Origin of the sequence: Burkholderia sp. E168m22, from assembly GCF_001319805.1 — a bacterium.
In the GTDB taxonomy this organism is placed as follows: domain Bacteria; phylum Pseudomonadota; class Gammaproteobacteria; order Burkholderiales; family Burkholderiaceae; genus Burkholderia; species Burkholderia orbicola.
In genome coordinates this window covers 31879-52929 of record NZ_BBSK01000019.1, presented here as the reverse complement: position 1 = coordinate 52929, position 21051 = coordinate 31879, and the positions used below count along the sequence as shown (strand labels likewise).

The window sequence follows — 21051 nt, the reverse complement described above, 5'->3', positions numbered from 1 at the left end:
AAGCTTCCGCCGCCAGTGCGCTATGATGGTTTCGCTGCGGGCGTGGGTGGCCCATTTCACGACGGGGAACAAGATGCCGATCATGACTATCACGGCAGCTATTGCCGGCCTGAAGAACGCTGTCGATCTTGCAAAGGCAGCAGTCGCAGCTCGCGATGAACTGAAACTCGCCGAGATGCAACAGTCGATCAATGATCGCGTGATCGACGTCCAAAATGCAGCGCTGGCGTTGCAGGAAAAGCAAGCGGCCGCTCGTGACGAGATCGATCAGCTCAAGGAATCTTTGCGAGAAGCCAAGCAAGATGTCGCGGCATTGCGAGTGGAGCGCGAAGACCGAAGCCGTTACAAACTCGTCAGCCTTTGTCTCAACGGCGTTGCGTACGAGTACATGGGCGCGCCAGACGAAACGAAGCACTTCCTTTGCCAGCCCTGTTTCGACGGACCGGAAAAGCGAAAAGCGAGCTTGCGATACTCCCCTCGATACGAATACTTCGCAGAGACATGGACGTGTCCCGTCTGCACAACCGTTATACGTGGGAAGTGAAGACACTCGAGCGAGCACTCGGCGCCATGACGCGTCGAGTCTCTCCGCAGGAATGAGTGCCAGCAGCGCTTTCTCCGCGCCTCCGCTATCGAACGACAAGCTCTTGAACGGGCGAGTCAGCACGAGCCGCCCTCCTTCTTGTTGCTGTCGATCGGCGCCGCCTCGGGACGCACGCGCTCGAGCATCCAGAGCTGGTCGGCCCGGAACGCGAGGTAGTCCTGCGGGGGATCGCGGAAGATGAAAAGGTGCTTTTCCTCGACGAGGCCGAGGTAGGTCATCGGACGCCCGAGCTTGCGGGCGAAGTGCTTGCCGACGTCGCGCTGGCTGAGAGTCAGCGTCATGCCGCCACCTGCCGCTGGCCGAACGCCTGCTGGACGAACTCGCCGATCGCCTGCTGGCTGAGCCGGCGGTATTCCTCGATCGCCTTGCGCTCCTGGATCGCGAGCCACTGGCGCGGGTAGTCGCAGCCCGTGAACATGCAGAACAGGTGCAGCTTCGTCGCGTTGAACGGCCGGCGCCCGGCGATGACGTCGTTGAAATGCGGATAGTGAATCCCGCAGTTGCGTGCGAGCGTCTTGCGATCGAAGCGCCGGAGCCCGAGCTCGAGCGCGTGCGCGAGGCAGTCCTCGAAGCTCATCGCTTCGATCTCCGCGTCCGGCAGCGTAGCCGCCTGCACCCACGGCGCGAACATCCTGAATTCGGTCTGGTTCATACGAAAAATCAATCGTTACCCAGTTGGTTACCCACTTGCTTACCCAGTTGGCGCCGGGGCGAAATAAAGGCCAGGACAACACCTGGCCGAATGCAAAAGATGCGAACCGCCGCTATGCGAGAATCGAAGCTCTCTACTTCCTCAACCACCACACGACGGGGTTCGCATGACCATCAGCAACGACGAAATCAACTTCAAGGACTACGCGTACAAAATCGACCTTGCGACACAAGGCGGCCTATCTGTCATGCGCACCATTGCGCTGAAAAATGGAGAATCGGTTTCCTTGAACGTGAAAGTCGACAGCAAAGAAAACTCCGACCTGAAGGCGATCAACGAGAATTCGATTCGTCGCGCTATCGAAATCCTTCAGGCGTTCCTGCCGAAGGAAGCGTGATCGGCTGCCCGAAGGTATTGAACGCGTTTGGCTCGCGGCCGCACCAACCGGCGCCCCTGCCCTCGACGCCCTCGAGCTTGATGGTCACGACATGGTCGTATCGGACCTCGTACGTCCCGATCGAGCGGCGACGAGCACGCTTGCCGCTCGACGGCTTTCGCCCGAGCCGAACCGGCCGGAACGTGCGGATTTTTTTCATGCTCCCTCCTTCGCCGGCTCGAGCAGTTCGGGCCAAACGCGCTTGATTACCTCTACCGGAAACATCTCCACACGCGTGACTTGACCACCCGTCTCGCGTTCGATCGGCCTGCCAAACGGAATCGGGATGGGACGCTCGCCACTTGCCCAGCGGCTAACGTCGGATGCGTGCGCGTCGATTGCACGGCAGAGAGCCGTAAGTCGGCCGCGCTCGGCGGAAAGGTAGGTTTTCAGGTCCATGGACGAAATATAGCGATTCGCTAAACCAATGGCAATAGCGAATCGCACATTCCAAGCTTTAGCGTTTTGCTATTGAATGCGCCACATGAAGACGAACAACGAGATCCGCCGATCCAACCTTGTGATCGCGATTGAACGGTTTGGAACCGCCAAGCAGCTGGCCGAAGCCGCGGACGTATCGACGGCTTACCTAAGTCAGGTCAAGAATCGCCAACCCGATAGCAAGACGGGCAAACCGAAATACATGGGTGATGAGGTCGCGCGCAAAATCGAGTCAGCGCTAGGCGAGGCACCCGGATGGATGGATAAGGACCATTCCGCGCCAATGGGGGATCCTGACTTGTATGTGCGCGCGAGCAACCTGAGACGCTGGCTCGATGTGAGTCGGCCTGACATAGATCGCCTCAGGGAAAAGTACTTTGACCTTGTCGACCACGTCGACATCGACCCTGACCTCGCACGCCAAATTGAAGCAGACTTTGGCGAACCACCGGGAAGCCTTGATAAGCGAGACCTTGCACAACATGTCGCCTCTATCGCGTGGAAGGTTCCAGTTGCAGCGGGCGCCACAGCAGCAGACCGGCAGACAATAGAACCCCCTGTCAACCAAGAACAGCCCTCCAGGTCTGCTCGCTACACCCCATCCCCCGCTGCGCGCGCTCTCCTCGACGCCGTAATTGCCGCGGACAAACTCGGCATCACGCCCGAGTTCCTCGACTCGATCAGGGCCGCCGTTACGCACTTTGCGATGTCGAATTTGCGCGGCGACGGCACGTTCGATGTTGAGGACGAGTCCCACTGATTGGCGTCAAATTCCAGTCATACATCAATGCCCGCGTGCAAACGCGGTTCTCTCCGGTCGCCACATCACGTGCCACCACGCCGGCGCCCAACAGCTCGGTGAGCCAGTCATGGCGTCCTTCGACGCATCGCTCCACGATGCGCACGAGCATGCCGATGCGTTCCGGAATTCGGCATTTCGTAACGATCGCAAGATCCCCTGGTCGGCACCTCAATTTCACTCCCCCAACTTGTTCCACATGGCCGCCTTATGACTTTTCTGACGAATACTGTATGAACATACAGTAGTCTGCCAAAAAGAGAAGTCGAACACAATAAGGTCAGCACCAAAAAGTTTCGCGCATAGCTAAATTGTCGCTTGCGCTTGATTTAGCTTTTCGCTATATTTTCTCTCAACGCAGCGACATCCTCTGCGCCACCGCCCCAAGCGGATCGCTCTCTAACAATCGAAGGTAAGCCGGGACCGCACACGCGGAGCAACCGGCCGGCGCGATCAGCGTCGTGAGTCAGGACGGACGCTGCGGAAGACCGCAGCGGCAAGCAATACTCGAGTGAACCTGACACGAGACAGCCAGCAACACGTGACCGATGGCTTCGTAATCGGCACAAACCTCGCGCGGCCCGGAGCCGGCACGGCCGGGAGTAGCCGGGCGCGCGAGTGATGCAGTCTCATGGAGCCGGAATGCGCAGGCTGATGCGCACCTGGCGTAGCTGCCAGAGTCCCAATGCCGGAGATCAGCGCCGGCCCGGCTCCATGAGACTGTTCCAAAACAGCTCTGACTGGTGGCGGTTCTTCTTCCGAGGCGTCACCAGTGAGAGCTGCGCATGCAGCGTTGCAGTTCAAGACTGATATTTGATTTGCAATCCTATTTAAATGGAGGGCGCGATGCACACTCCTCGAACCCATCACAACAATGTCCGCAAGCTGCCCGCGCGGGTCGACCGACAAGCCGACCAGCTGCAGACCGCGGCGGATGACGCAGCGCTGGCGCGCGACGAGCGCAATGAAGCGATCGCCGAGCGCGTCACGTTCGACGTGCTGCCGTTCTCGACCGAGCAAATCGCCGTGCTCGACGCTGCGCTGCGTCGCGGCTACATCGAGGACGTGTACGAGGTCTGGAACACCTGCCAAGACGTCCTCAAGGCCGAAATCGCGCGGCGCATCGCGGCCGCCGACCTCGCGGCTGTCGCGCCGCGCTTCGCGATGACGTGCTGCTCGTCGTGCGGCGCCGAGCTCGGCCCGGGAAACGCCGGCATCAGCAGCTGCGCAGACCACCGCGCGCCCGCGCCGCGCCTCTTTCGCGGGGTCTGACATGGCCCGCTTCGTTATCGGCGCGCTCGCGCTGCTCGCCCTCTGGCTTGTCGTCGAGATCGCCCACGCGATCAAGCGCTGGAACGACGATGAGCACCATCGGCACTGACCACATCGAGAGACCACATGGACAAGATCATGCATACACGCGGGCCGTTCCACGTCAGCGGTACCGGTCGAAATCTGCACATCGGATCGCTGCATTCGCCGATGGTCCTTGCCTCGCTGAACGAAGTGCATATCGATACGCCGGCGAACGCTCAGTTGTTCGCCGCAGCGCCCGACCTCGCTACGGCTCTGCGCCTGGTCGCCTCGAAAACCGTGCTCACTTCGGGCATCCGCGCTGTCGTCGACGCCGCGCTCGACAAGGCCGGCTATTCGGCACCCGTGCCGGTCACCGATCCCGTGTGGCATATGCGCGTCTGCGGGGAGGGTCTGTGATGCGCACGCTTTCTGTCTACCGGCCAGCAGCCGACAACGCGCTGCTGCGCACCGCCGCGCGCGCGCCGCGCATGCGGCGGGCTATCGAGGCCAGTGCGTGGATGGCCGCCTACGGCGTCGCGATCGCTGGCCTCTGGTACGGCTCGCTCATCGCCGGCCCCTACTTGCGGAGCCTCGGATGACACCGTTCGATTATCTCGGCGCCCCTTCTCGATCGCATCTTCAAATGGAACCCCATAGCCGGATATCTTGCTGCGCTCGCGATCGCAGCACTCTGCACGTTGATTCTCGCCAATCTCAACGCTGACGGGACAACTGCTGCGACGTACTTCATGGCGCGCACGTAAGCCTCGCTTCCAGTCTCACCGCTACCACCAACTGCCGGCAACCACATGTCTGGCGCGCCTCGTCACGCCAGCAGCCTCCCCTTTCAGGAGCCCCGCATGAAAACCATCGACACCCAACCCGTCGAGTCGTCGCAGATCCATAGCATCGGGTACGACGCCGAAACCGAAACGCTCGCGGTCCGCTTCAAGGATCGCAAGACGAATGCGCCGACGTCGCTGTACCACTACACCGGCTTCACGCAGGCGAACTTCGACGCGCTGAAGGGCGCCGACTCGCTCGGCTCGCACTTCTACAAGCACATCAAGCCGTTCCCCGACCGCTTCCCGTACGTGTGCATCGAGAAGATGCCGGCACCGGCCGCCGACATCGATGCCGAAACCGCAGGTGCGGCATGACTCCCTCGGTCTATACCGTGCGCGCATCGAGCTGGGGCGCACTGTTTGAATGCGCCTACAGGTGGGAGGCAATCCACCTCCTGAAGATGCGCAACGTCGTCGGTCTGCGCGCCGCGCTCGGCACCGCGATCCACGCTGGCACGGCCGCTTATGACCAGAGCGTGCTCGATGGCTCTGGCCTGACCGTCGACGACGCGGCCGGAGCATTCGTCGACAAGCTGCACGACCCGTCGAACGAGTACAACCCGGCGAGCGACGATCTCAACCTGAAGGAAGCCGAGCGCATCGGCATCTCGCTCACGACGAAGTACTGCCTCGAGATCACGCCGCGCTACGACTTCGTCGCCGTCGAGATGGAAACGAAACCGCTCGATATCGACTGTGGCGGCGGGATCGTGATCCGCCTCACCGGAACCATGGACCGCGCGCGCGTCCGCCGAACGGCACTCGGCCCGGGCATCGCCGACCTCAAGAGCGGTTCGAAGGCTGTCGCCCAGGGTGTCGCCGTCACGAAGGGCCACGGCCCGCAGATCGGCACCTACGAGATGCTCTACGAGCACACGACCGGCGAGTTGATCGCCGACACGGCCGAGATCATCGGGCTCAAGACGAAGGGCACGCCAGAGGTCGCGACCGCCACGGTCAAGAACGCCAAGCGCGTGATGCTCGGCACCGAGGAAACGCCGGGACTGATCCAGTTCGCTGCGGACATGTTCCGATCCGGTCGCTTCTACCCCAATCCGAAATCTCTCCTCTGTGACCGTAAGTACTGTCCCCGCTACGGCACATGCACATTTCATGAGTGAGTGGCGATGGCACGCGACTTCGATTCCTTCTTATGCGTCGTGTCGTCCGGTTGCATCGAATGGACTGGGGTAACGGTCAAGTCGAACGGCAGTAAAGCGCACCGTTACGGGCGCTACACCATCGGCGGAAAGAAACATCTCGCGCATCGGTTCGCTTATGAGCGCGCAAACGGGCCGATCCCGGCCGGGCTGATGGTCCTGCACCGTTGCGACAACCCTAAGTGCTGCAACGTGAACCATCTGTTCCTCGGCACCCACCTCGACAACATGGCGGATATGCGAGCCAAGGGACGAGGCAATAAAAAACCTCCTCCTATGGGCTCCGGCCCGAGTGCATCCAAAGCGAAGTTGACGGAGGCCGACGTCAGAGAAATTCGCCGAGCTCGCGCCGAAGGCATAACGACGGTCGAGCTTTCCCGCCGCTTCAATGTGCACCACTCCGTCATCAGCCGCGCGGCTCGCGGGGTGAGCTACTCCAACGTCTGAACTCAACCTGGAATTCACCCATGTCCACGCCCACCACCCTGGAATCTGTCCGCTCGCCGCTCCCGCGCGAGGCCAATTTGCCCGCCGTCACGCCCGGCTTCGGCTCGTTGCAGTCGTTCGAGCTCATGCAACGCGCTGCGAACCTGCTTGCGTCGTCAACGCTCGTGCCCGCTGCGTACCGCAAGGTAATCGAAAAAACCAACCGCTACGGCGAGGTCACCGAATCGCGTGAGAACCCGAATGCGCTCGCGAACGCCGTCGTTGCGCTGAACATGGCGCAACGCATGGGCGCAGACCCGCTGATGGTGATGCAGAACCTGTACATCGTCGAAGGGCGACCGTCCTGGTCGTCGCAGTGGATCATCGCGGCCGTGAACGGTTGCGGCCGATTCTCGCCGCTGCGCTTCGACATCCGCAAGCTCGGCCGGAAAACCGTGCCCTACGTGACGTTCGAATGGAGCGGCCCGAGCGGGAATCGTTCTCGCACCGAGAAACGCCAGGACGTCGAGATCGAGGATATCGAGTGTATCGCTTGGGCGCTCGAGCGCGGAACCGACACACGCCTCGAATCGCCGCCCGTATCGATCGAGCTCGCAGTGAAGGAAGGCTGGTACACGAAGAATGGCAGCAAGTGGCAGACGATGCCCGAAGTGATGCTTCGGTACCGCAGTGCATCGTTCTTTGGAAAGCTATACGCGCCCGAGCTGCTGATGGGCCTGACGACTGTCGAAGAGGCAGCAGACATCGTGGACGTCAACCCGGACGGTTCGTACTCGGTCAATCGCACGACTCTCGACGAGATGCGCGGCGGCCGCACGCAGCAAGCCGAAGAAGTCGGCCGCGCAACGCAATCCGATCCGCAGCCGGGTTGGCAGCATGGCGCGTACGACGCTGCGCGTGACCCTTCGCAGACGGTACGCCAACCGCATACCACTCCGACCATGACCGACACCCGCGAGACGACGACCTCCACGCAAGCAGATCCCATCGACGACGAGGACGGCCCGCAGGAGGATGACGGCCATAGCCAAGGCGGTTTCGACTTCGACGTCGCAGGCCTGGTGCGCGGCATCCGCGAGGACATCGAGTCGGCCAAGACCCCCGAGGATCTCGACCTCGCGCGCAGCGCGATCGCCGGTGTGCCGGATGAAACCGCCAAGGCCGAATTGAATGCCCTCGCCTCGGCGCGCATGCGCGCCATTACGGCGGCAGCCGAACAGGCTGCCGCCGGCAAGGCAACCGTTCAATCGACCGCGCCGGCCGGCCGCCGCCCTCGCAATCCGATCAACGCCGACTAACGCGCGACTGCCGCCGCCAAGGATTTCAACATGACCGACAAGAACGTCCTCCAGATGACCGCCGACAGCATCGGCAAAGACCTGCTTTCCGCGCTGGTGACCGAAATGAAACTGATGCCCGATATCTGGGTGAAGCTGTCCGAGAAAAAGCAGAACGACGTCATCGACCGCCTGCGGGCGCGCGTCGAGCACAACGTGAAGATGGCGACGCACCTGATCGCGAGCGATGGCCGCATCGTCGTCCAGGGTGACCTCGACCAGATCACGATCAAAGACGGCGTCAAGGCGGTCGTGAAATTCGGCGGCTCTCAGCCGAACCTGCACGAGCTCTACGAAGCCAGCGGGAAAACCGTTCTGGTCGTCGTCGCAAACCCGGGCGAGCACACCGGCGGCATGGACGAGATCCGCGGCGAATCGGATCAGCGCGGTTTCGACCTCGGCCGCGAGTACACCAACCAGGACGGCGACGGCATGGACGGCGACAAGCCCGATAGCGACGTCGTCGACGCCGAGTTCCGCGAGGTGCCGAAGCTCGGCGACGGCCCGACCCAGGCGCAGCTCGACGAACAGCATCAGGCTGGCCGGCAGGCGGCCGCCGAAGGCAAGCCCGAGAGCGAATGCCCCGTGATGGCCGGCGAGCTGTGCATCGCCTGGGTGAAGGGCTGGAAGGAGTGGCACGAGGAACAAGCCGCGTCCGGCAACGAGGATCCGCTGTACGCCCAAGTCGAAGCGTTCGTGATCGAGCAGCAGAAGGTCACGATCTCGAGCGTCCAGCGCCAGTTCAAGATCAGCTACAACCGCGCCGCGCGCCTGGTCGAGCTGCTCGAAACCAAGGGCGTCGTCAGTGCGATGGATTCGGACGGCGGCCGCACGGTACTGCGGCCGCGTGGACCCCAAGGAGAAGCAGCGTGAAAATCACCGACATCTACGTCGCGAACGTGCTCGGTATCCGCACGGCGGATATCCGGCTCGCGAAGCCCGTCACCCTCTTCACCGGCCCGAACGGCGCCGGCAAGAGCAGCCTGCAGGAAGCCGTGCGCATGGCGCTCACCGGTGATACCGTGCGCGTTGCGCTGAAGAAGGAATACGGCTCGCTCGTCACCGAGGGAGCCGACGGCGGCCAGATCGTGGTCGCGTGCGGCGAGCAGGCGAACAGCGTCATGCTGCCGTCCGGCAAGCTGAAGCGCGAGCTCGCCGAGGATCCACGCCTTCCGCTGGTGCTCGACGCGCAGCGGTTCGCGCACCTCGGCGCCGCCGAGCGTCGTGCGTTCCTGTACGACCTGATGGGCGTAAAAATCGGCGTCGACGAAATGCGCGCCCGGCTGCTGGACAAGCTCAGGCTGCGCGCCGAGGCGGTACCAGCGCCGGCCGCCGCACGGCTCGCAGCGATCACGCCGATGTTGCGCGCCGGCTTCGAAGCGGCGCAGAAGGAAGCCACCGACCGCGCGCGCGGCGCGAAGCAGTCGTGGCGCAACGCGACCGGCGAGACGTACGGCAGCCAGAAGGGAGCGACCTGGCGCCCGGCACTGGTCGAATTCGACGAGGCAGCATTGCGGAAGCTCACGGGCGACCGCGCGGCGCTCGACGACCGGATTGGCGAACTGCAGCAGCAGATCGGCGCGGCCGACGCGGCGGACACCGCGGCACGTACGCGCGCATCGAAAATCGCCGATCTGCGCACGCGCGCCGCCGGTTACGCGAAGGCGGTCGAGCTCGCGCAGATCGCCGACGAGCAGGTTGCAGAATTCCTGCCCAAGGTCGAAGCGCTTCGAGTGCGCGCCGGCGCGGCACCGGCCGGCACCGAATGTTCGTGCCCCGAGTGCGGCGCCCTCCTGCGCTACCTCAACGGCGTCCTGTCGGCGGCGGCCACAGCCGGTGCGCGCGACGCTGAGGCGGCCGCGAAGCTGCCCGAGTACGAGCAGGGCCTGAAGACGCTGCAAAACGCGGCCGCGAATCGCAAACGCGACGTCGAAGCGGCAGATGCGGCCGCGACGCAGCTGCGCGCACTCGAAGACGACGCGGAGGACAGCGGCGCGGCCGCCGCACGCGAGAGCGGCGACGCCGCGCGTTCGGAGCTGGCCGACCTCCAGCGCCGCCGCAAGCAGCTCGACACCGACATCGCGACGCTCCGCGAAATCGAACGGCGCGCCGCCGGCGCGGCCGATCTGGCGAAGCAGGCCGCGGCGCTGCACGACGACGTCGCTGCGTACGAGGCGATCGCCGACGCCCTCGCGCCGAACGGCATCCCGGCCGACCTGCTCAGCGAAGCGCTCACGCCGATGAACGAGCGCCTGACCGACCTCGCCAAGATGTCCGAATGGGCCGACGTGACGATCACGCCCGAGATGGAAGTCCTCGCCGACGGCCGCGCGTACGCCCTGCTGTCCGAATCGGAGCGCTGGCGCGTCGACGCGCACATCGCTGCGGCGATCAGCCACTTCTCGGGCCTGAAGCTGCTCGTGCTCGATCGCGCCGACGTCCTGGTCGGCCCGGAGCGCGACCGACTGCTCTACTGGCTCGACGATCTCGCGTACAGCGACCAGATCGACACGGCGCTCGTGTTCATGAGCCTGAAAACGCCGCCCGGCGGCCTGCCCGAAGCCATCGAAGCTTTCTGGGTCGAGGACGGTCAGGTCGCGCCGGCCGCGCAGCACGCAATACGGGAGGCAGCGTGAGAGAGGACATCGAGAAGTATCTCGCCGAGACGTCGGAAGCCACCGCGAAGGCCGTGGCGACCGGAACCGGGCTCCCGCAGCTCGACGTCACGAAGGAGCTGAACCGCATGCTCGGCGAGGCGATCGTCGAGCGTGAGAAGCGTGCCGGCGGCGGCAACGAGTACGTGTACTGGCTCGCGCGCGCAGCGAAGCCGGCCACGCCGACCAGCGACTCACCGGCCGCCGCCGCAGCGCCGAAGCTGGTATCGGTCGGCCTGGTCGAGAGGTCTCTGGATCCGAACGCCCGCGTCATCGACGTCGCGCAGATCATCGAAGGCCTGCGCGCCGAAGTCGAGCGCCTCACCGCCGAGCGCGACGCCGCGCAGCAAAAAGCCGACACCTGGCGTGCGAATACCGCGGCGCTCGAGGCGCGCATCGACGAGCTGACACTCGGCCCGGTCGGCGCACGCGCGCCGCTGTTCGTGACGGTCGGCAGGTATTGCAAGCCGAAACGTCACACGTCGCTCGAGAAAGCCCAGCGACGTGGCAGCGCACTCGTGCGCAGCGAGAAGGAATCCGAGGTGCTTGTGCTCGAACCGGTCGGCCGGATCGTGCGCGGTACCGAATGGATGCCCCGCTGATCCTGTGGCTCAAGAGCCTTGGCGTGCTTGTCGTAGCGCTCCTAGCCCACGCGACCACCCAGGAATGGAATGAATCCGCGGACTGCATAAGCATCGACTGCCCAGCGGCGGATTCAAAGATGCATTCGGCGCTTATCAGTGAAATGTCCAGGGCAAACTTCTTCGACGCGATTCCACATATGAGTGCTGATATGTGCGCAGCGGTCGTGGAATTTAGCGAAGTCTCGCCTATGTTTCAAAACAAACTCATCGCCTTTTAGATGACCATCTTCTTCGAAGATACGCGAACAAAATGTCGCTGTTCTGCGCAGTTCCAACAGCATTTCCATCTCCCCAAGTGTTACCACATTAATAACGGGTAACGACGCAACAAGCTCGGCGATCGAACGAAATTCGCCGGCCGCGTCGGGATAGATGGTCCGCTCGCACAAATTCGACTTCTCGAAGTTCGTCAATATGCACATTTGCTCGAGCTCTGCCGCGATGTGGTGCAACGCCAGCAAATCCGCCGCCTGGATAACTGATTCTTCACGAGCTTTGCGCTTCTGATCCGCGAGGATCGTATATCGCGCAACTCCGAAGGCCGCAATTACCGCGAAGATTCCGCCAACCGCCTGCACCCATGCGGCCCAGCTGGCAGCGTCCAAACGCTTCCAGTCGACTACGTTGTATCCGGCTATGCCGACCATCGCACACATCACAACCACCGCGTACTTAAACAGACCGCGTTCCATCGCACCCCCGTTTGTTTTGGTGCGAATCGTAGCATTTGGACTGCATGCATATCGGCGGCGCCCGGCTACCCATTGTCGCCTGCCTTGCAGGGGCTATCGCCGCACTGCAAGCCAAGAATCCGCGCGAATCGAGCGCACGCCGCTCCCTCGTGTCAGTGAGTTAGACCTGTCAGGCAAAGCGATTCATCACAAACCAGGCGGCCGCACCACCCGCGACCTCTGACCAGAATTTGACCTTCAAGGCGTTGTAAACGATGTCACTGTCATACCGAAGCATTTGCATCTCAAGTTGCTTCTCGAAACCGCCCCAATGCCACTGTGCAAAGTGATAGAGCTCCGGAGACAAGACAAGCACGAACGCGACCGCGAGAGCCACCGGGACCTTCCACTCGTCATACGTCAGGTTGGCAGTGATCAGCCATACCGGGATAAACGCGAGTCCGTACACGAAAAATCCCGTCATCGCTACGTCTGTGTACATCGACAAGAGCTCGAAGAAATTCACATCACCTCCGCCAAATCCGGCATATCGGCTGCATTTCAATATTCTTTAGACAAATAGAGTACCCAATCTATTCCCTTCTCAGCCGCGCAAATTCCGTTGCCTCGGATGCGCGGCTTTTTTGTGGGCGGCCAGCAAGGCGCCCATTTTTTTCATTCCGACATCTATGAACGTTCAGCGCGTCTACAACAGCTTCGGTTTCTGCTGCGGCCTCGGCGGCGGTGCAAAGGGATTCACCAAAGCAACTTCTCGCGTCGGCAACATGACCGCGACGTGGCGGTGCATCGGCGGCATCGACAACGATCCGGCGGCCGCGCGCGACTTCGAAACGCTGGTCGGCACGCCGTGCACGGTCATGGACCTGTTCACGCGCGAGCAGTACACCGCGTTTCACGGCGTCGAGCCGCCGGCCGGCTGGCGCGAGGCCACGCCCGAAGACGTGCGGCGCGCCGCCGGCTACCAGCATCCGCACTGCGTGTTCATCTCGTCGCCGTGCAAGGGCGCGTCCGGCTTGCTGTCGGAGACGCTCAGCCGCACGCCGAAGTACCAGGCACTCAACGAGCTGACGCTGCGCTGCGTCTGGCTGATGTGCGAGGCATGGAAGGACGACCCGGTCGAGCTGATCGTGTTCGAGAACGTGCCCCGGCTCGCGACGCGCGGCCGCCACCTGCTCGACCAGATCGGCCAGCTGTTCCAGCACTACGGCTATGCCAAGAACGAGACGACGCACGACTGCGGCGTGATCGCCGGCCTCGCGCAGAGCCGCAAGCGATTCCTGCTCGTCGCGCGGCACACGGAGAAAGTGCCGGCATGCTTGTACGAGCCGCCCGTCAAGCGCCTGCAGGGCGTCGGCACGCTGCTCGGCCGCATGCCCCTGCCGGGCGACGTCGAGGCCGCCGGCCCGATGCACCGCGTGCCGTCGCTGCAGTGGAAAACGTGGGTGCGCCTCGCGTTCGTCGAGGCGGGCAGCGACTGGCGCAGCTTGAACAAGCTCGCGGTCGAGAACGGCCACCTGCGCGACTACCTGATCGTGCCCGAGCGCCGCGGCGGCCACCTTGGGGTCGTCGACTGGGACGAGCCGGCCGGGACCGTTGCTGGCGAGTCGCTGCCGACGAATGGCGCCTTCAGCGTCGCCGATCCGCGCGGCCCGGCCGACGCCGCGCAATACCAGCAGTACGGCGTACTCGACTGGAACGACCACGCCGGCACGATCACCGGCCAGAAGTCGCCCGGGCAAGGCACCTTCAGCGTCGCGGACCCGCGTCATCAGGGCCCGGCAAAGCACAACAATGAATTCCGGATCGTGCCGTGGCTCGACGCCGCCGGCGCGGTCACCAGCGCGCACGGCACCGGCCAGTGCGTGCAGGATCCTCGTCCGCCGGCCGGGCCGCTGTTCAGCAAGTACAAGGTGACGGAATGGGCCGGCCATGCCGGCACGGTAATCGGCGGGGACGACCAGGGCGCATACTCGGTCGCCGATCCGCGTGCAAGCACCGGCTTCGAAGGCGCGGGCAAGTACCGCGTGACCGGCTTCGACGAGTCGGCCGGCACCGTCATCGCACGCAGCGACAGCGGCCAAGGCGCATTCGCGGTTGCCGACCCGCGCCCGGGTATGCGCCGCGAGCGCGGCGACGCGTACCTGACCGGCGGCCACTACGGCGTCGTCGGCTGGGACCAGCACAGCGGCGCGGTGTCGGCGGCCGCCGGCCACGACAACGGCCGCTGGTCCGTCGCCGATCCGCGCATGCCCGCGGCGAACGAGAAGACCGTCGCCGTGATCCGCGCGCTCGATGGCACGTGGCACCGGCCGTTCACAACGCTCGAGCTGGCCGTCCTGCAATCGCTCATCGAGCCGGAGGAGTATCTCGAACTCGACGGACTTTCCGACCAGGCGTGGCGCGAGCGCATCGGTAATGCCGTGCCGCCCGACGCCGCGCAGGCGATCGCCGAAGCGATGGGCACCACGCTGCTGCTCGCCGAATCCGGCGAGACGTTCCAGCTTTCGTCGACACCAGTCTGGGTGCGCCCGGTCGCCATCGCGCTGACCGTCGCGCCGCAGACCTTCTAGAACGGAGGCACCTGATGCCCTGCACCCCGTTTCGCCTTCCCGGCGGCATCTCCGGAATCATCTGCACGCGCGGTCGTAAGCGCTCTCACCGCTGCTCGGTCGACGGCTGCAACGCGCCGAGCAGCTTCCAATGCGATTACCAGACGAAGCCAGGTAAGACGTGCGATCGGCACCTGTGCGCGGTCCATGCGCATCTGGTCGGAGCTGATACCCACTTCTGCCCTACGCATCTCTCGGAGTCGAGCGGCAAAAAGCAGGGCGACCTATTCGCATAAGTGACACTCAATCGGGCGGCCCAAGCAAGACGTCAATCGCAGCCTGCCCCGCGATCTCAGCGACGAGATATGCCCAGCGTCGGGTGAACGGGCCATTTCGAATCTGTATTCGGTGTCCGCGCGCTCCAAGGATACCGAGATTGTCATGCCCTTTTATCTGGAACGTGACGTCATACATGTCCTGAGCGGACGGGGTCAGTTGCACATCAATTTCGAAACCGCGGTACTCGATTGTCCGCTGCATGACTACCTCCGCTATTCGAGTTAGAGGCTAGCACGAATACAAAACAAGCGTTCCGACGTCCAGAGGACCACACCATGACCACCGAAAATAGCCGCGCTGATGCGCTGACGCCTGACGAGCGCGAAGTACTCGAACACGCAGCTGGCTTCCTGCATACGAAAGCAGCAACGGCACTCCGGAAGATTCTCGCCGCACCCCCTGCCTTGCATCCCGCAGCAGCGCCGATCCCATACGACGGGTTGACCGAGGAATTTGTCGACGAGGTCGCGCGCCTCTGTAACGATGCACCCGGTAGCAGGAACGCCGTTTATGCCGCGCTTGTCAACTGCAATGCGGTAATCGTGCCGCAGGGTAAAACCGCACCTTCGCCGGCGGACGAGCGAGCGGCGTTCGAGGCGTGGTATCGCCGCGAGTTCTCGACATCCTATCCGGGTCGCGACATGGACCGCGTCCTTGAATGCACGGAAAACGACCCGTATAACCCGTGGCGGCGCTACTGGGTGGGTTGGCAAGCCCGCGCCGCCTCAGCCAAGGAGACGGCGGCGGAAGGGGCGGCGTTCCAGGCGCGCGTGCAACCGTGGATGCTGGCCTGCTTCGGCGCCGAGATCTCGGCCGATGTGCTGGAGCGCAATCACCGATTCTTCGAAGAGGCCGGCGAACTCGTGCAGGCATGCGGCATGACGCGCGAGGAAGCGCATGCACTGGTCGACTACACCTGGTCACGGCCGGTCGGCGAGCCGCCGCAGGAAGTCGGCGGCGTCATGGTCACGCTCGCCGCGCTCTGCCTTGCGAACGGACTGGACATGCACGCGGCCGGCGAAACGGAACTGGCGCGCATCAACGTGCCCGAGACGATCGCGAAGATCCGCGCGAAGCAGGCGGCGAAGCCGAAGCACTCGCCGCTTCCCGAAGCAATCCGCTCGCCCGCTATGGCGGCGGAAGCGGTGGCGCGAGTCGAAGAGACCTCCGTCGGACCGAAACTGTTCGTGAACGACGTGTTGGTGTACTGGTGGCTCGGTTGCATGCATGACGAAAAAGTCAAAGAAATCGCGCGAAAGATCAATGCCGCCGCGCAGCCCGCGCAGGCATCGTACGACGGCAACCACGTCGAGAACCACTGCCCCGAGTGCAGCCAGTACGAAAGCGAGTGCGAGTGCGCTCAGGCAGACGCTCGGGTCGGGCTGACGGACGAACGCATTCTCGAAGAGTTCGTCCGCAAGGGCTTCAATGTCTATGACCTCGACGGCGTTGCCATCAGGCCGCTCGGCCGTGCCTCAATCGAGGTTGTCCGCGCCCTTCTCCAAGGAGCCAACCATGCCGAATGACAACGTGCTGACGGACAATTTCCGCGGCGACAATGCGCAGCTCGTCCGCAGCATCGAAGCGCTGCTTGAACTCGACGCAGAAGGCGCACTGGTTCCGCATGGTGTCGGCGGCCACGCACGCGCCCTTCTCTCGGCCGCAGCAATACGTCTCGCCGCCCATCCGGGCCAGCCGGAGCCGCGCGCCGAGGTGACGGACGAGGACATCATCACCGCATGCGATGCGCACGGAATCACTCTCCCTGTTGAGGCGCTCGAAGCAGCAACCGCGCTCGTCAATCACTTCGGCGCGCGCGCAGGAGGTGCGTGATGCGTACGACCTTCGAATTCACTCGCGGCTATGCCGCTGGCCGCGCGAAGGAACGAGCGATCGTCGCCGAACGCGATGCCGATGCGCATCAGGCGCTGGCGATGGTCCTGCGACTCGGGCGCGCCATCGAATCCAGCAGTCAGGAAAAGATCGTCGGCCTCACCAGCCCGGAGCGCGAGATCGTCGACTTCTACCGCGCGCATACGGCCCGCACCGGAGACGCCGCATGCTGACCGACGTCGAAGTGTTCGCGATCCGCGCGGCCGGGCTGCCCGCAGACCTACGCGAGAAGTTGTATCCGGAGCTGGCGCCGCGCTGCTCGGCCTGCGACGGAACGGGGGACGTCCACGACGCGACCGGCGAGTGGCGCGGCGTGTGCACCGCCTGCACCGAGTCAGGAGACCCATCATGAGCAAGTACGAGAAGCTCGACGCGCTGATCCTCGCGTCGATCGATGAATTTCCGAAGAAATTCGCAGCCGTCAACACCGGCGCAGTGCGTGAAGAAAGCGAGCGACTCGCGCGAGAAGAATGTCGGCCGAACACGTTCGGCGAAGTCGTGGGCTGGCGCATCGTCGACCGGCGGCTTCAGGCCGTGCGCAAGACCGGGACGATCCGCTCGACGTCGAAAGGATGGGTGCGAGCGTGACGATCGCAAGCGACACGCTGCCGGAGACGGAGCCGATAGCTACTATCGGTTGATATTGCGGATGATGTTTCGCCCAAGCTCAACACCTGCTAGCTTCGCCTCTTGCGCAGTGGCGTATGAATTGTCTGAATCATCCCGCCGCGGAAGCACCGGTTCTCCGTCTCTGTAGATCTGCACGCTCAGAACCCAAGAGCTATCAGGCGCCGGCTGCTCGCAATCGACGACAATTTGATAGCCATCGAACTCGTCAATGAAGTGCTCAATACCTCTGCGCATCTTGAACCCCACGAAACTGATTGATTTTTGCGCGAGTGCTCACGGCACTTAAGCGTACCGCGTCAGCCACTCTTCGGAAAACTGCTTCGCATAGGCGACTGCTTCGGCCTCGGTGTCGAATTCGCCGAGTTTCCGAAATGCCGCCTCGCGGCTGAATCCCACCTTCGTCACTTCGACCTGCGCGGCGAACTTGCCGTCGTCGGTCGGGCGTGGCGTGCAATTCATCTCGTACCCACGCATCAGGAAAACCGTCTTCATCTGGTGCTCGCTGGAAAAATCCAAGGAATCGTAGCATGAGCGAGAAGAGCAGAATCGAATGGACCGATTCGACATTCAATCCGTGGGAGGGCTGTGCGAAGGTCGGCCCTGGCTGTGACCACTGCTACGCCGAGTCGCGCAACGCGCGTTTCGCGGGCGGCACAGCCGTAAACTGGGGCCACGGCGCGCCGCGGCGCCGCACGTCGCCCGCGAACTGGCGGAAGCCGCTCGCCTGGGAAGCGGCGCATGCCGAGTTCTTCGCCGCGCACGGCCGGCGCCAGCGCGTGTTCTGCGCGTCGCTCGCCGATGTATTCGATAACGCGGTGGATCCGAGCTGGCGCGAAGACCTGTTCGCCTTGATTCGCTGCACGCCGAACCTGGACTGGTTGCTGCTGACCAAGCGCATCGGCAATGTGCCGGCGATGGTGTCGATCATTTCCGGCTGGCTGCCAGATAACGTCTGGCTTGGCGCAACGATCGTCAACCAGGCCGAGGCCGATCGCGACATCCCGAAGCTGCTCGCGGTACCGGCGCACGTGCGCTTCCTCTCGATGGAGCCGCTGCTCGGGCCGGTCACCATCCGAAGTTGGTTGACGCCGCATTGCGAGCGCCACCCTGGTCCGCTGGAGTCTGACGGGAAGTGTGAGGTTTGTGAGGGCCGGGGCATATGGGGGATCGCCGACGACGCAGAGCTGCAGGAGCACGAGAGGGCACCTATCCGCGAGGGAGTGGACTGGGTCATCGCCGGCGGTGAAAGCGGCCCCAACGCGAGGCCGATGCATCCCGACTGGGCCCTTTCGCTGCGCGACCAGTGCGCGGCCTACGGCGTGCCGTTCCTGTTCAAGCAATGGGGCGAATGGCGCGAGCCGGCCGCCGGCGAACGCTACAACACGACGATGGGTCGCGCGCAGCGCGTGCCGGCATTCATCGTCTCGAAGACCGGCACTGTTCATTGCTTCGAGAACGACCAGACGCGCGATGGCGGCCGCACGATGCTGCGTGTCGGCAAGCGCGCCGCCGGCCGGCTGCTCGACGGCCGCACGCACGACGAATTCCCGGAGGCACGATGAAAGAACGCCCTATCCTGTTCAGCGGCCCGATGGTGCGCGCAATACTCGAAGGCCGGAAGACGCAAACCCGCCGCATCATCAAACTGCCGCACCATAACCCGCTCGGTGTGTGGGAACCGACGACCGCCGGCGGCGGCTCGGTGAAATATGCCGGCGGAACGCCCGCGCCGGAGCTGGCCGCGATCTGGCACACACGCACCGGTGAATGTTACGTCTGCCCGCATGGCGACGTCGGTGACCGTCTGTGGGTGCGCGAAACGCATGAGGTGCGCCGCATCGGCACCGAGACGTTCGAAGGCAGCCGACCGACACGCCGCTATGCCGGAATCGCGTACCAGGCCGACGACGGCCGCGCCGAAGTCGACATCGACCTCAACACGTTCCAGGCGCTCGACGCCAAGGAATCGCGCGGCTGGACGCCGTCCATCCACATGCCGCGCTGGGCGTCGCGCATCACGCTCGAGATCACCGGCGTGCGCGCCGAGCGCCTCCAGAGCATCAGCGAATCGGACGCGCGCGACGAAGGCGTGACGATCGCCGACCACCACATGCGCGGCTACAGTGCCGGCGCGTTCCGGCCGCCGAGCATCCGCGCATTCCACGACCTGTGGGACAGCCTGAATGCCGCGCGCGGGCACGGCTGGGACACGAACCCATGGGTATGGGTCGTGGCATTTCGAAGGATCAAATCATGAGCCTCTATCTCACCATGCTGGAGCTTGCTGAGCTGGTCGGCTGCAAGCCGCGCAGCCATGCCTGCATGAAGCGCTGGCTCGAGCGCAATCACTGGCCGTTCGCCGTCAACATCGCCGGCGTGCCGCTCGTCGCGCGCGAGTACTACGACGCGCGCATGAACGGCACCGCACCCGCAACGCCCGCGCGCCGGCACCGCGCCGCCGCATCGGAAGAACCCAACTTCGCCGCGCTGTGATCATGATCGGACGACGCAAACGGCCGGATGGGTTGCCCTTCCGGCTCTACGCCCATTACGGGAAACACAAGGTCAGCTTCGGCTACAAGCTGCCAAATGGCAGATGGGCATTCCGCCTGTCGGCCCCGGCCCACAACAAGGAAGCTCTCGCCGAGATCCGCAAGCAGGCGATCGAGCGCGCGGAGGCGCTGAACGGGAACGCGATCGAGCCGGGAACGGTCGAGGCACTCGTCGCGCGGTACTTCGAGTGGCAGGACGGCCTGCCGCACACCGACGAGCGGCGCAAGGCCCAGTCCACGCTCGACGAGAACCGCGTCGAGTCGAAGCGCCTGGTCAAGGTCTTCGGGAAGATGGCGCCGGCGGCCATCAAGCCGAAGCACGTCTACGGCTACCTCGACAAGCGGGCGCAGCTCGGCGCTCCAGCGAAGGCGAACAAGGAAATCGCCCTGCTGTCCGCGGTGCTCGAGTATGGCCGGCGCCGCGGCGAGCTCGAAACGAACCCATGCCGCGGCATCGAGTACAACCCGACGCGGCCGCGCCAGCGGTATGTGACGCAGGATGAAATCGATCTCGCGGTCGAGGTCGCGCGGTCACGGCGAAGCGTCGGCGACCAGCATCCCAGCTCGGCATACCTGATTCTCGCGCTGTGCGTTCAGGCCGCGTATCTGACCGTCAGCCGGCCGACCGAGATGCGGGAACTACACCGCCAGAGCATCAAACCAGAAGGCGTCGAGGTGCCGATCGGGAAACGGAAGGCCGGCGAGCAGCAGCGTGTGAAGCTCGTGCTGTGGTCGCCCGAACTGAAGGCCGTAATCGAGGAGGCGCTCGCGCTCCAGCGCACGTCGAGCGTGCACGTGTTCGGAAATACCGCCGGCCAGGTGTACACGCGCAGCGGATGGAACACGAACTGGTCGCGGCTGATGGGCTATTGCGAGAAGGAAGCGAAGGCGCGCGGCGTGCCGTTCGAGCGGTTCGCGCTGAGGGACATGCGGCCGGCCGCCGTGACCGATCGCCAGGAGGAAGGGGACGATCGGATTATCGACGCGACGGGTCATGCCGATGAACGCATGGTTCGAAAGACTTACGATCGGCGCCGGCAGAGGAAGGTACGTGCTACGCGATAGCCATGGAGCCGGCTGC

At 63.9% G+C, this 21051-nt stretch carries 31 protein-coding genes; 23 read left to right on the top strand and 8 right to left on the bottom strand.

The window, feature by feature from the left end; translation table 11 throughout:
• The first annotated feature begins 22 nt into the window (after window positions 1-22).
• Entirely contained in the window at window positions 23-544 is a 522-nt protein-coding gene (locus tag AP428_RS05215; RefSeq protein ID WP_054927734.1) for a hypothetical protein, read from the top strand.
• 116 nt (window positions 545-660) lie between these two features.
• Here AP428_RS05215 and AP428_RS05210 read toward each other — a convergent pair whose 3' ends face one another.
• On the bottom strand, window positions 661-885 hold the full coding sequence (locus AP428_RS05210; protein ID WP_082409314.1) for a hypothetical protein: 225 nt from the start codon (window positions 883-885) through the stop codon (window positions 661-663).
• Window positions 882-1256 carry a hypothetical protein gene (locus tag AP428_RS05205; RefSeq protein ID WP_054927733.1) on the bottom strand — a complete coding sequence of 125 codons (375 nt, stop codon included), beginning with the start codon at window positions 1254-1256 and terminating at the stop codon, window positions 882-884. The genes AP428_RS05210 and AP428_RS05205 overlap by 4 nt, the downstream gene beginning before the upstream one ends.
• Window positions 1257-1422: 166 nt before the next feature.
• Here AP428_RS05205 and AP428_RS05200 point away from each other — a divergent pair, with 166 nt between their 5' ends.
• Entirely contained in the window at window positions 1423-1653 is a 231-nt protein-coding gene (locus tag AP428_RS05200) for a hypothetical protein (RefSeq protein ID WP_054927732.1), read from the top strand.
• Between the two features lie 195 nt (window positions 1654-1848).
• Here AP428_RS05200 and AP428_RS05195 read toward each other — a convergent pair whose 3' ends face one another.
• On the bottom strand, window positions 1849-2091 hold the full coding sequence (locus AP428_RS05195; protein WP_054927731.1) for a YdaS family helix-turn-helix protein: 243 nt from the start codon (window positions 2089-2091) through the stop codon (window positions 1849-1851).
• Window positions 2092-2176: 85 nt separating this feature from the next.
• Between AP428_RS05195 and AP428_RS05190 the strand changes: the two genes are divergently transcribed.
• The 11 genes from AP428_RS05190 (at window position 2177) to AP428_RS05145 (ending at window position 11273) form a co-directional block, all read left to right on the top strand.
• Window positions 2177-2893 carry a hypothetical protein gene (locus AP428_RS05190; protein ID WP_156349300.1) on the top strand — a complete coding sequence of 239 codons (717 nt, stop codon included), beginning with the start codon at window positions 2177-2179 and terminating at the stop codon, window positions 2891-2893.
• An 873-nt stretch (window positions 2894-3766) separates the two neighbouring features.
• Window positions 3767-4204: a hypothetical protein gene (locus AP428_RS05185; protein ID WP_231691680.1), complete on the top strand. Its 438-nt coding sequence runs from the start codon at window positions 3767-3769 to the stop codon at window positions 4202-4204.
• Window positions 4205-4330: 126 nt separating this feature from the next.
• Entirely contained in the window at window positions 4331-4645 is a 315-nt protein-coding gene (locus AP428_RS34705) for a hypothetical protein (protein WP_082409312.1), read from the top strand.
• A complete protein-coding gene (locus tag AP428_RS05175) occupies window positions 4645-4827 on the top strand; it encodes a hypothetical protein (protein WP_054927810.1) in 183 nt (60 codons plus the stop codon). The genes AP428_RS34705 and AP428_RS05175 overlap by 1 nt, the downstream gene beginning before the upstream one ends.
• 261 nt (window positions 4828-5088) lie before the next feature.
• The gene (locus AP428_RS05170) at window positions 5089-5388 is read left to right on the top strand and encodes a KTSC domain-containing protein (RefSeq protein WP_054927729.1); all 300 of its coding nucleotides are present in this window, start codon (window positions 5089-5091) and stop codon (window positions 5386-5388) included.
• The gene (locus tag AP428_RS05165; protein ID WP_054927728.1) at window positions 5385-6194 is read left to right on the top strand and encodes a PD-(D/E)XK nuclease family protein; all 810 of its coding nucleotides are present in this window, start codon (window positions 5385-5387) and stop codon (window positions 6192-6194) included. Before AP428_RS05170 ends, AP428_RS05165 begins: the two co-directional genes overlap by 4 nt.
• A gap of 6 nt (window positions 6195-6200) precedes the next feature.
• Window positions 6201-6680 carry an HNH endonuclease gene (locus AP428_RS34700; RefSeq protein ID WP_082409310.1) on the top strand — a complete coding sequence of 160 codons (480 nt, stop codon included), beginning with the start codon at window positions 6201-6203 and terminating at the stop codon, window positions 6678-6680.
• 20 nt (window positions 6681-6700) lie between these two features.
• A complete protein-coding gene (locus AP428_RS05160) occupies window positions 6701-7978 on the top strand; it encodes a hypothetical protein (protein ID WP_054927727.1) in 1278 nt (425 codons plus the stop codon).
• 30 nt (window positions 7979-8008) lie between these two features.
• Window positions 8009-8890, top strand: a complete 882-nt coding sequence (locus tag AP428_RS05155) for a DNA translocase FtsK (protein ID WP_054927726.1) — start codon at window positions 8009-8011, stop codon at window positions 8888-8890.
• Window positions 8887-10653 carry an AAA family ATPase gene (locus AP428_RS05150; protein ID WP_054927725.1) on the top strand — a complete coding sequence of 589 codons (1767 nt, stop codon included), beginning with the start codon at window positions 8887-8889 and terminating at the stop codon, window positions 10651-10653. Before AP428_RS05155 ends, AP428_RS05150 begins: the two co-directional genes overlap by 4 nt.
• Before the next feature lie 53 nt (window positions 10654-10706).
• Window positions 10707-11273, top strand: coding sequence for a 1-pyrroline-5-carboxylate dehydrogenase (locus tag AP428_RS05145; protein ID WP_231691679.1), 567 nt, complete (start codon window positions 10707-10709; stop codon window positions 11271-11273).
• A 113-nt stretch (window positions 11274-11386) separates the two neighbouring features.
• On the opposite strand, the gene AP428_RS05140 is transcribed toward AP428_RS05145, so the two are convergent.
• Together AP428_RS05140 and AP428_RS05135 are read right to left on the bottom strand one after the other, a co-directional pair.
• Window positions 11387-12007, bottom strand: coding sequence for a hypothetical protein (locus AP428_RS05140; RefSeq protein WP_054927723.1), 621 nt, complete (start codon window positions 12005-12007; stop codon window positions 11387-11389).
• Window positions 12008-12176: 169 nt separating this feature from the next.
• Complete coding sequence (locus tag AP428_RS05135; protein ID WP_054927722.1) at window positions 12177-12512, bottom strand: hypothetical protein; 336 nt, start codon at window positions 12510-12512, stop codon at window positions 12177-12179.
• Between the two features lie 163 nt (window positions 12513-12675).
• Between AP428_RS05135 and AP428_RS05130 the strand changes: the two genes are divergently transcribed.
• Window positions 12676-14577 carry a DNA cytosine methyltransferase gene (locus AP428_RS05130; protein WP_054927721.1) on the top strand — a complete coding sequence of 634 codons (1902 nt, stop codon included), beginning with the start codon at window positions 12676-12678 and terminating at the stop codon, window positions 14575-14577.
• A gap of 282 nt (window positions 14578-14859) precedes the next feature.
• Here AP428_RS05130 and AP428_RS05125 read toward each other — a convergent pair whose 3' ends face one another.
• Window positions 14860-15096 (bottom strand): hypothetical protein, encoded by a 237-nt coding sequence (locus AP428_RS05125; RefSeq protein ID WP_054927720.1) that lies wholly within the window; start codon window positions 15094-15096, stop codon window positions 14860-14862.
• A gap of 74 nt (window positions 15097-15170) precedes the next feature.
• On the opposite strand from AP428_RS05125, the gene AP428_RS37370 reads away from it, so the two are divergent.
• Genes AP428_RS37370 through AP428_RS05100 form a run of 5 tightly spaced genes read left to right on the top strand, consistent with a single transcriptional unit; the run spans window position 15171 to window position 17376 of the window.
• Window positions 15171-16421, top strand: coding sequence for a hypothetical protein (locus AP428_RS37370; RefSeq protein WP_231691678.1), 1251 nt, complete (start codon window positions 15171-15173; stop codon window positions 16419-16421).
• Complete coding sequence (locus tag AP428_RS05115) at window positions 16411-16728, top strand: hypothetical protein (RefSeq protein WP_054927719.1); 318 nt, start codon at window positions 16411-16413, stop codon at window positions 16726-16728. Before AP428_RS37370 ends, AP428_RS05115 begins: the two co-directional genes overlap by 11 nt.
• Window positions 16728-16961, top strand: a complete 234-nt coding sequence (locus AP428_RS05110) for a hypothetical protein (protein WP_054927718.1) — start codon at window positions 16728-16730, stop codon at window positions 16959-16961. The genes AP428_RS05115 and AP428_RS05110 overlap by 1 nt, the downstream gene beginning before the upstream one ends.
• On the top strand, window positions 16955-17140 hold the full coding sequence (locus AP428_RS05105; RefSeq protein ID WP_054927717.1) for a hypothetical protein: 186 nt from the start codon (window positions 16955-16957) through the stop codon (window positions 17138-17140). The genes AP428_RS05110 and AP428_RS05105 overlap by 7 nt, the downstream gene beginning before the upstream one ends.
• Entirely contained in the window at window positions 17137-17376 is a 240-nt protein-coding gene (locus AP428_RS05100) for a hypothetical protein (RefSeq protein ID WP_054927716.1), read from the top strand. The genes AP428_RS05105 and AP428_RS05100 overlap by 4 nt, the downstream gene beginning before the upstream one ends.
• A gap of 42 nt (window positions 17377-17418) precedes the next feature.
• Here the strand turns inward: AP428_RS05100 and AP428_RS37780 are convergent, their stop codons facing one another.
• The gene (locus AP428_RS37780) at window positions 17419-17652 is read right to left on the bottom strand and encodes a DUF6566 family protein (protein ID WP_374105017.1); all 234 of its coding nucleotides are present in this window, start codon (window positions 17650-17652) and stop codon (window positions 17419-17421) included.
• 48 nt (window positions 17653-17700) lie between these two features.
• The gene (locus AP428_RS05095; protein ID WP_023474754.1) at window positions 17701-17910 is read right to left on the bottom strand and encodes a hypothetical protein; all 210 of its coding nucleotides are present in this window, start codon (window positions 17908-17910) and stop codon (window positions 17701-17703) included.
• Window positions 17911-17945: 35 nt separating this feature from the next.
• Here AP428_RS05095 and AP428_RS05090 point away from each other — a divergent pair, with 35 nt between their 5' ends.
• Genes AP428_RS05090 through AP428_RS05075 form a run of 4 tightly spaced genes read left to right on the top strand, consistent with a single transcriptional unit; the run spans window position 17946 to window position 21035 of the window.
• Window positions 17946-18980, top strand: a complete 1035-nt coding sequence (locus AP428_RS05090; RefSeq protein WP_054927715.1) for a phage Gp37/Gp68 family protein — start codon at window positions 17946-17948, stop codon at window positions 18978-18980.
• Window positions 18977-19675, top strand: coding sequence for a hypothetical protein (locus tag AP428_RS05085; RefSeq protein WP_054927714.1), 699 nt, complete (start codon window positions 18977-18979; stop codon window positions 19673-19675). The genes AP428_RS05090 and AP428_RS05085 overlap by 4 nt, the downstream gene beginning before the upstream one ends.
• Window positions 19672-19911, top strand: coding sequence for a DUF4224 domain-containing protein (locus AP428_RS05080; RefSeq protein ID WP_054927713.1), 240 nt, complete (start codon window positions 19672-19674; stop codon window positions 19909-19911). The genes AP428_RS05085 and AP428_RS05080 overlap by 4 nt, the downstream gene beginning before the upstream one ends.
• A 2-nt stretch (window positions 19912-19913) precedes the next feature.
• Window positions 19914-21035: a hypothetical protein gene (locus AP428_RS05075; RefSeq protein ID WP_054927712.1), complete on the top strand. Its 1122-nt coding sequence runs from the start codon at window positions 19914-19916 to the stop codon at window positions 21033-21035.
• Window positions 21036-21051 lie beyond the last annotated feature (16 nt).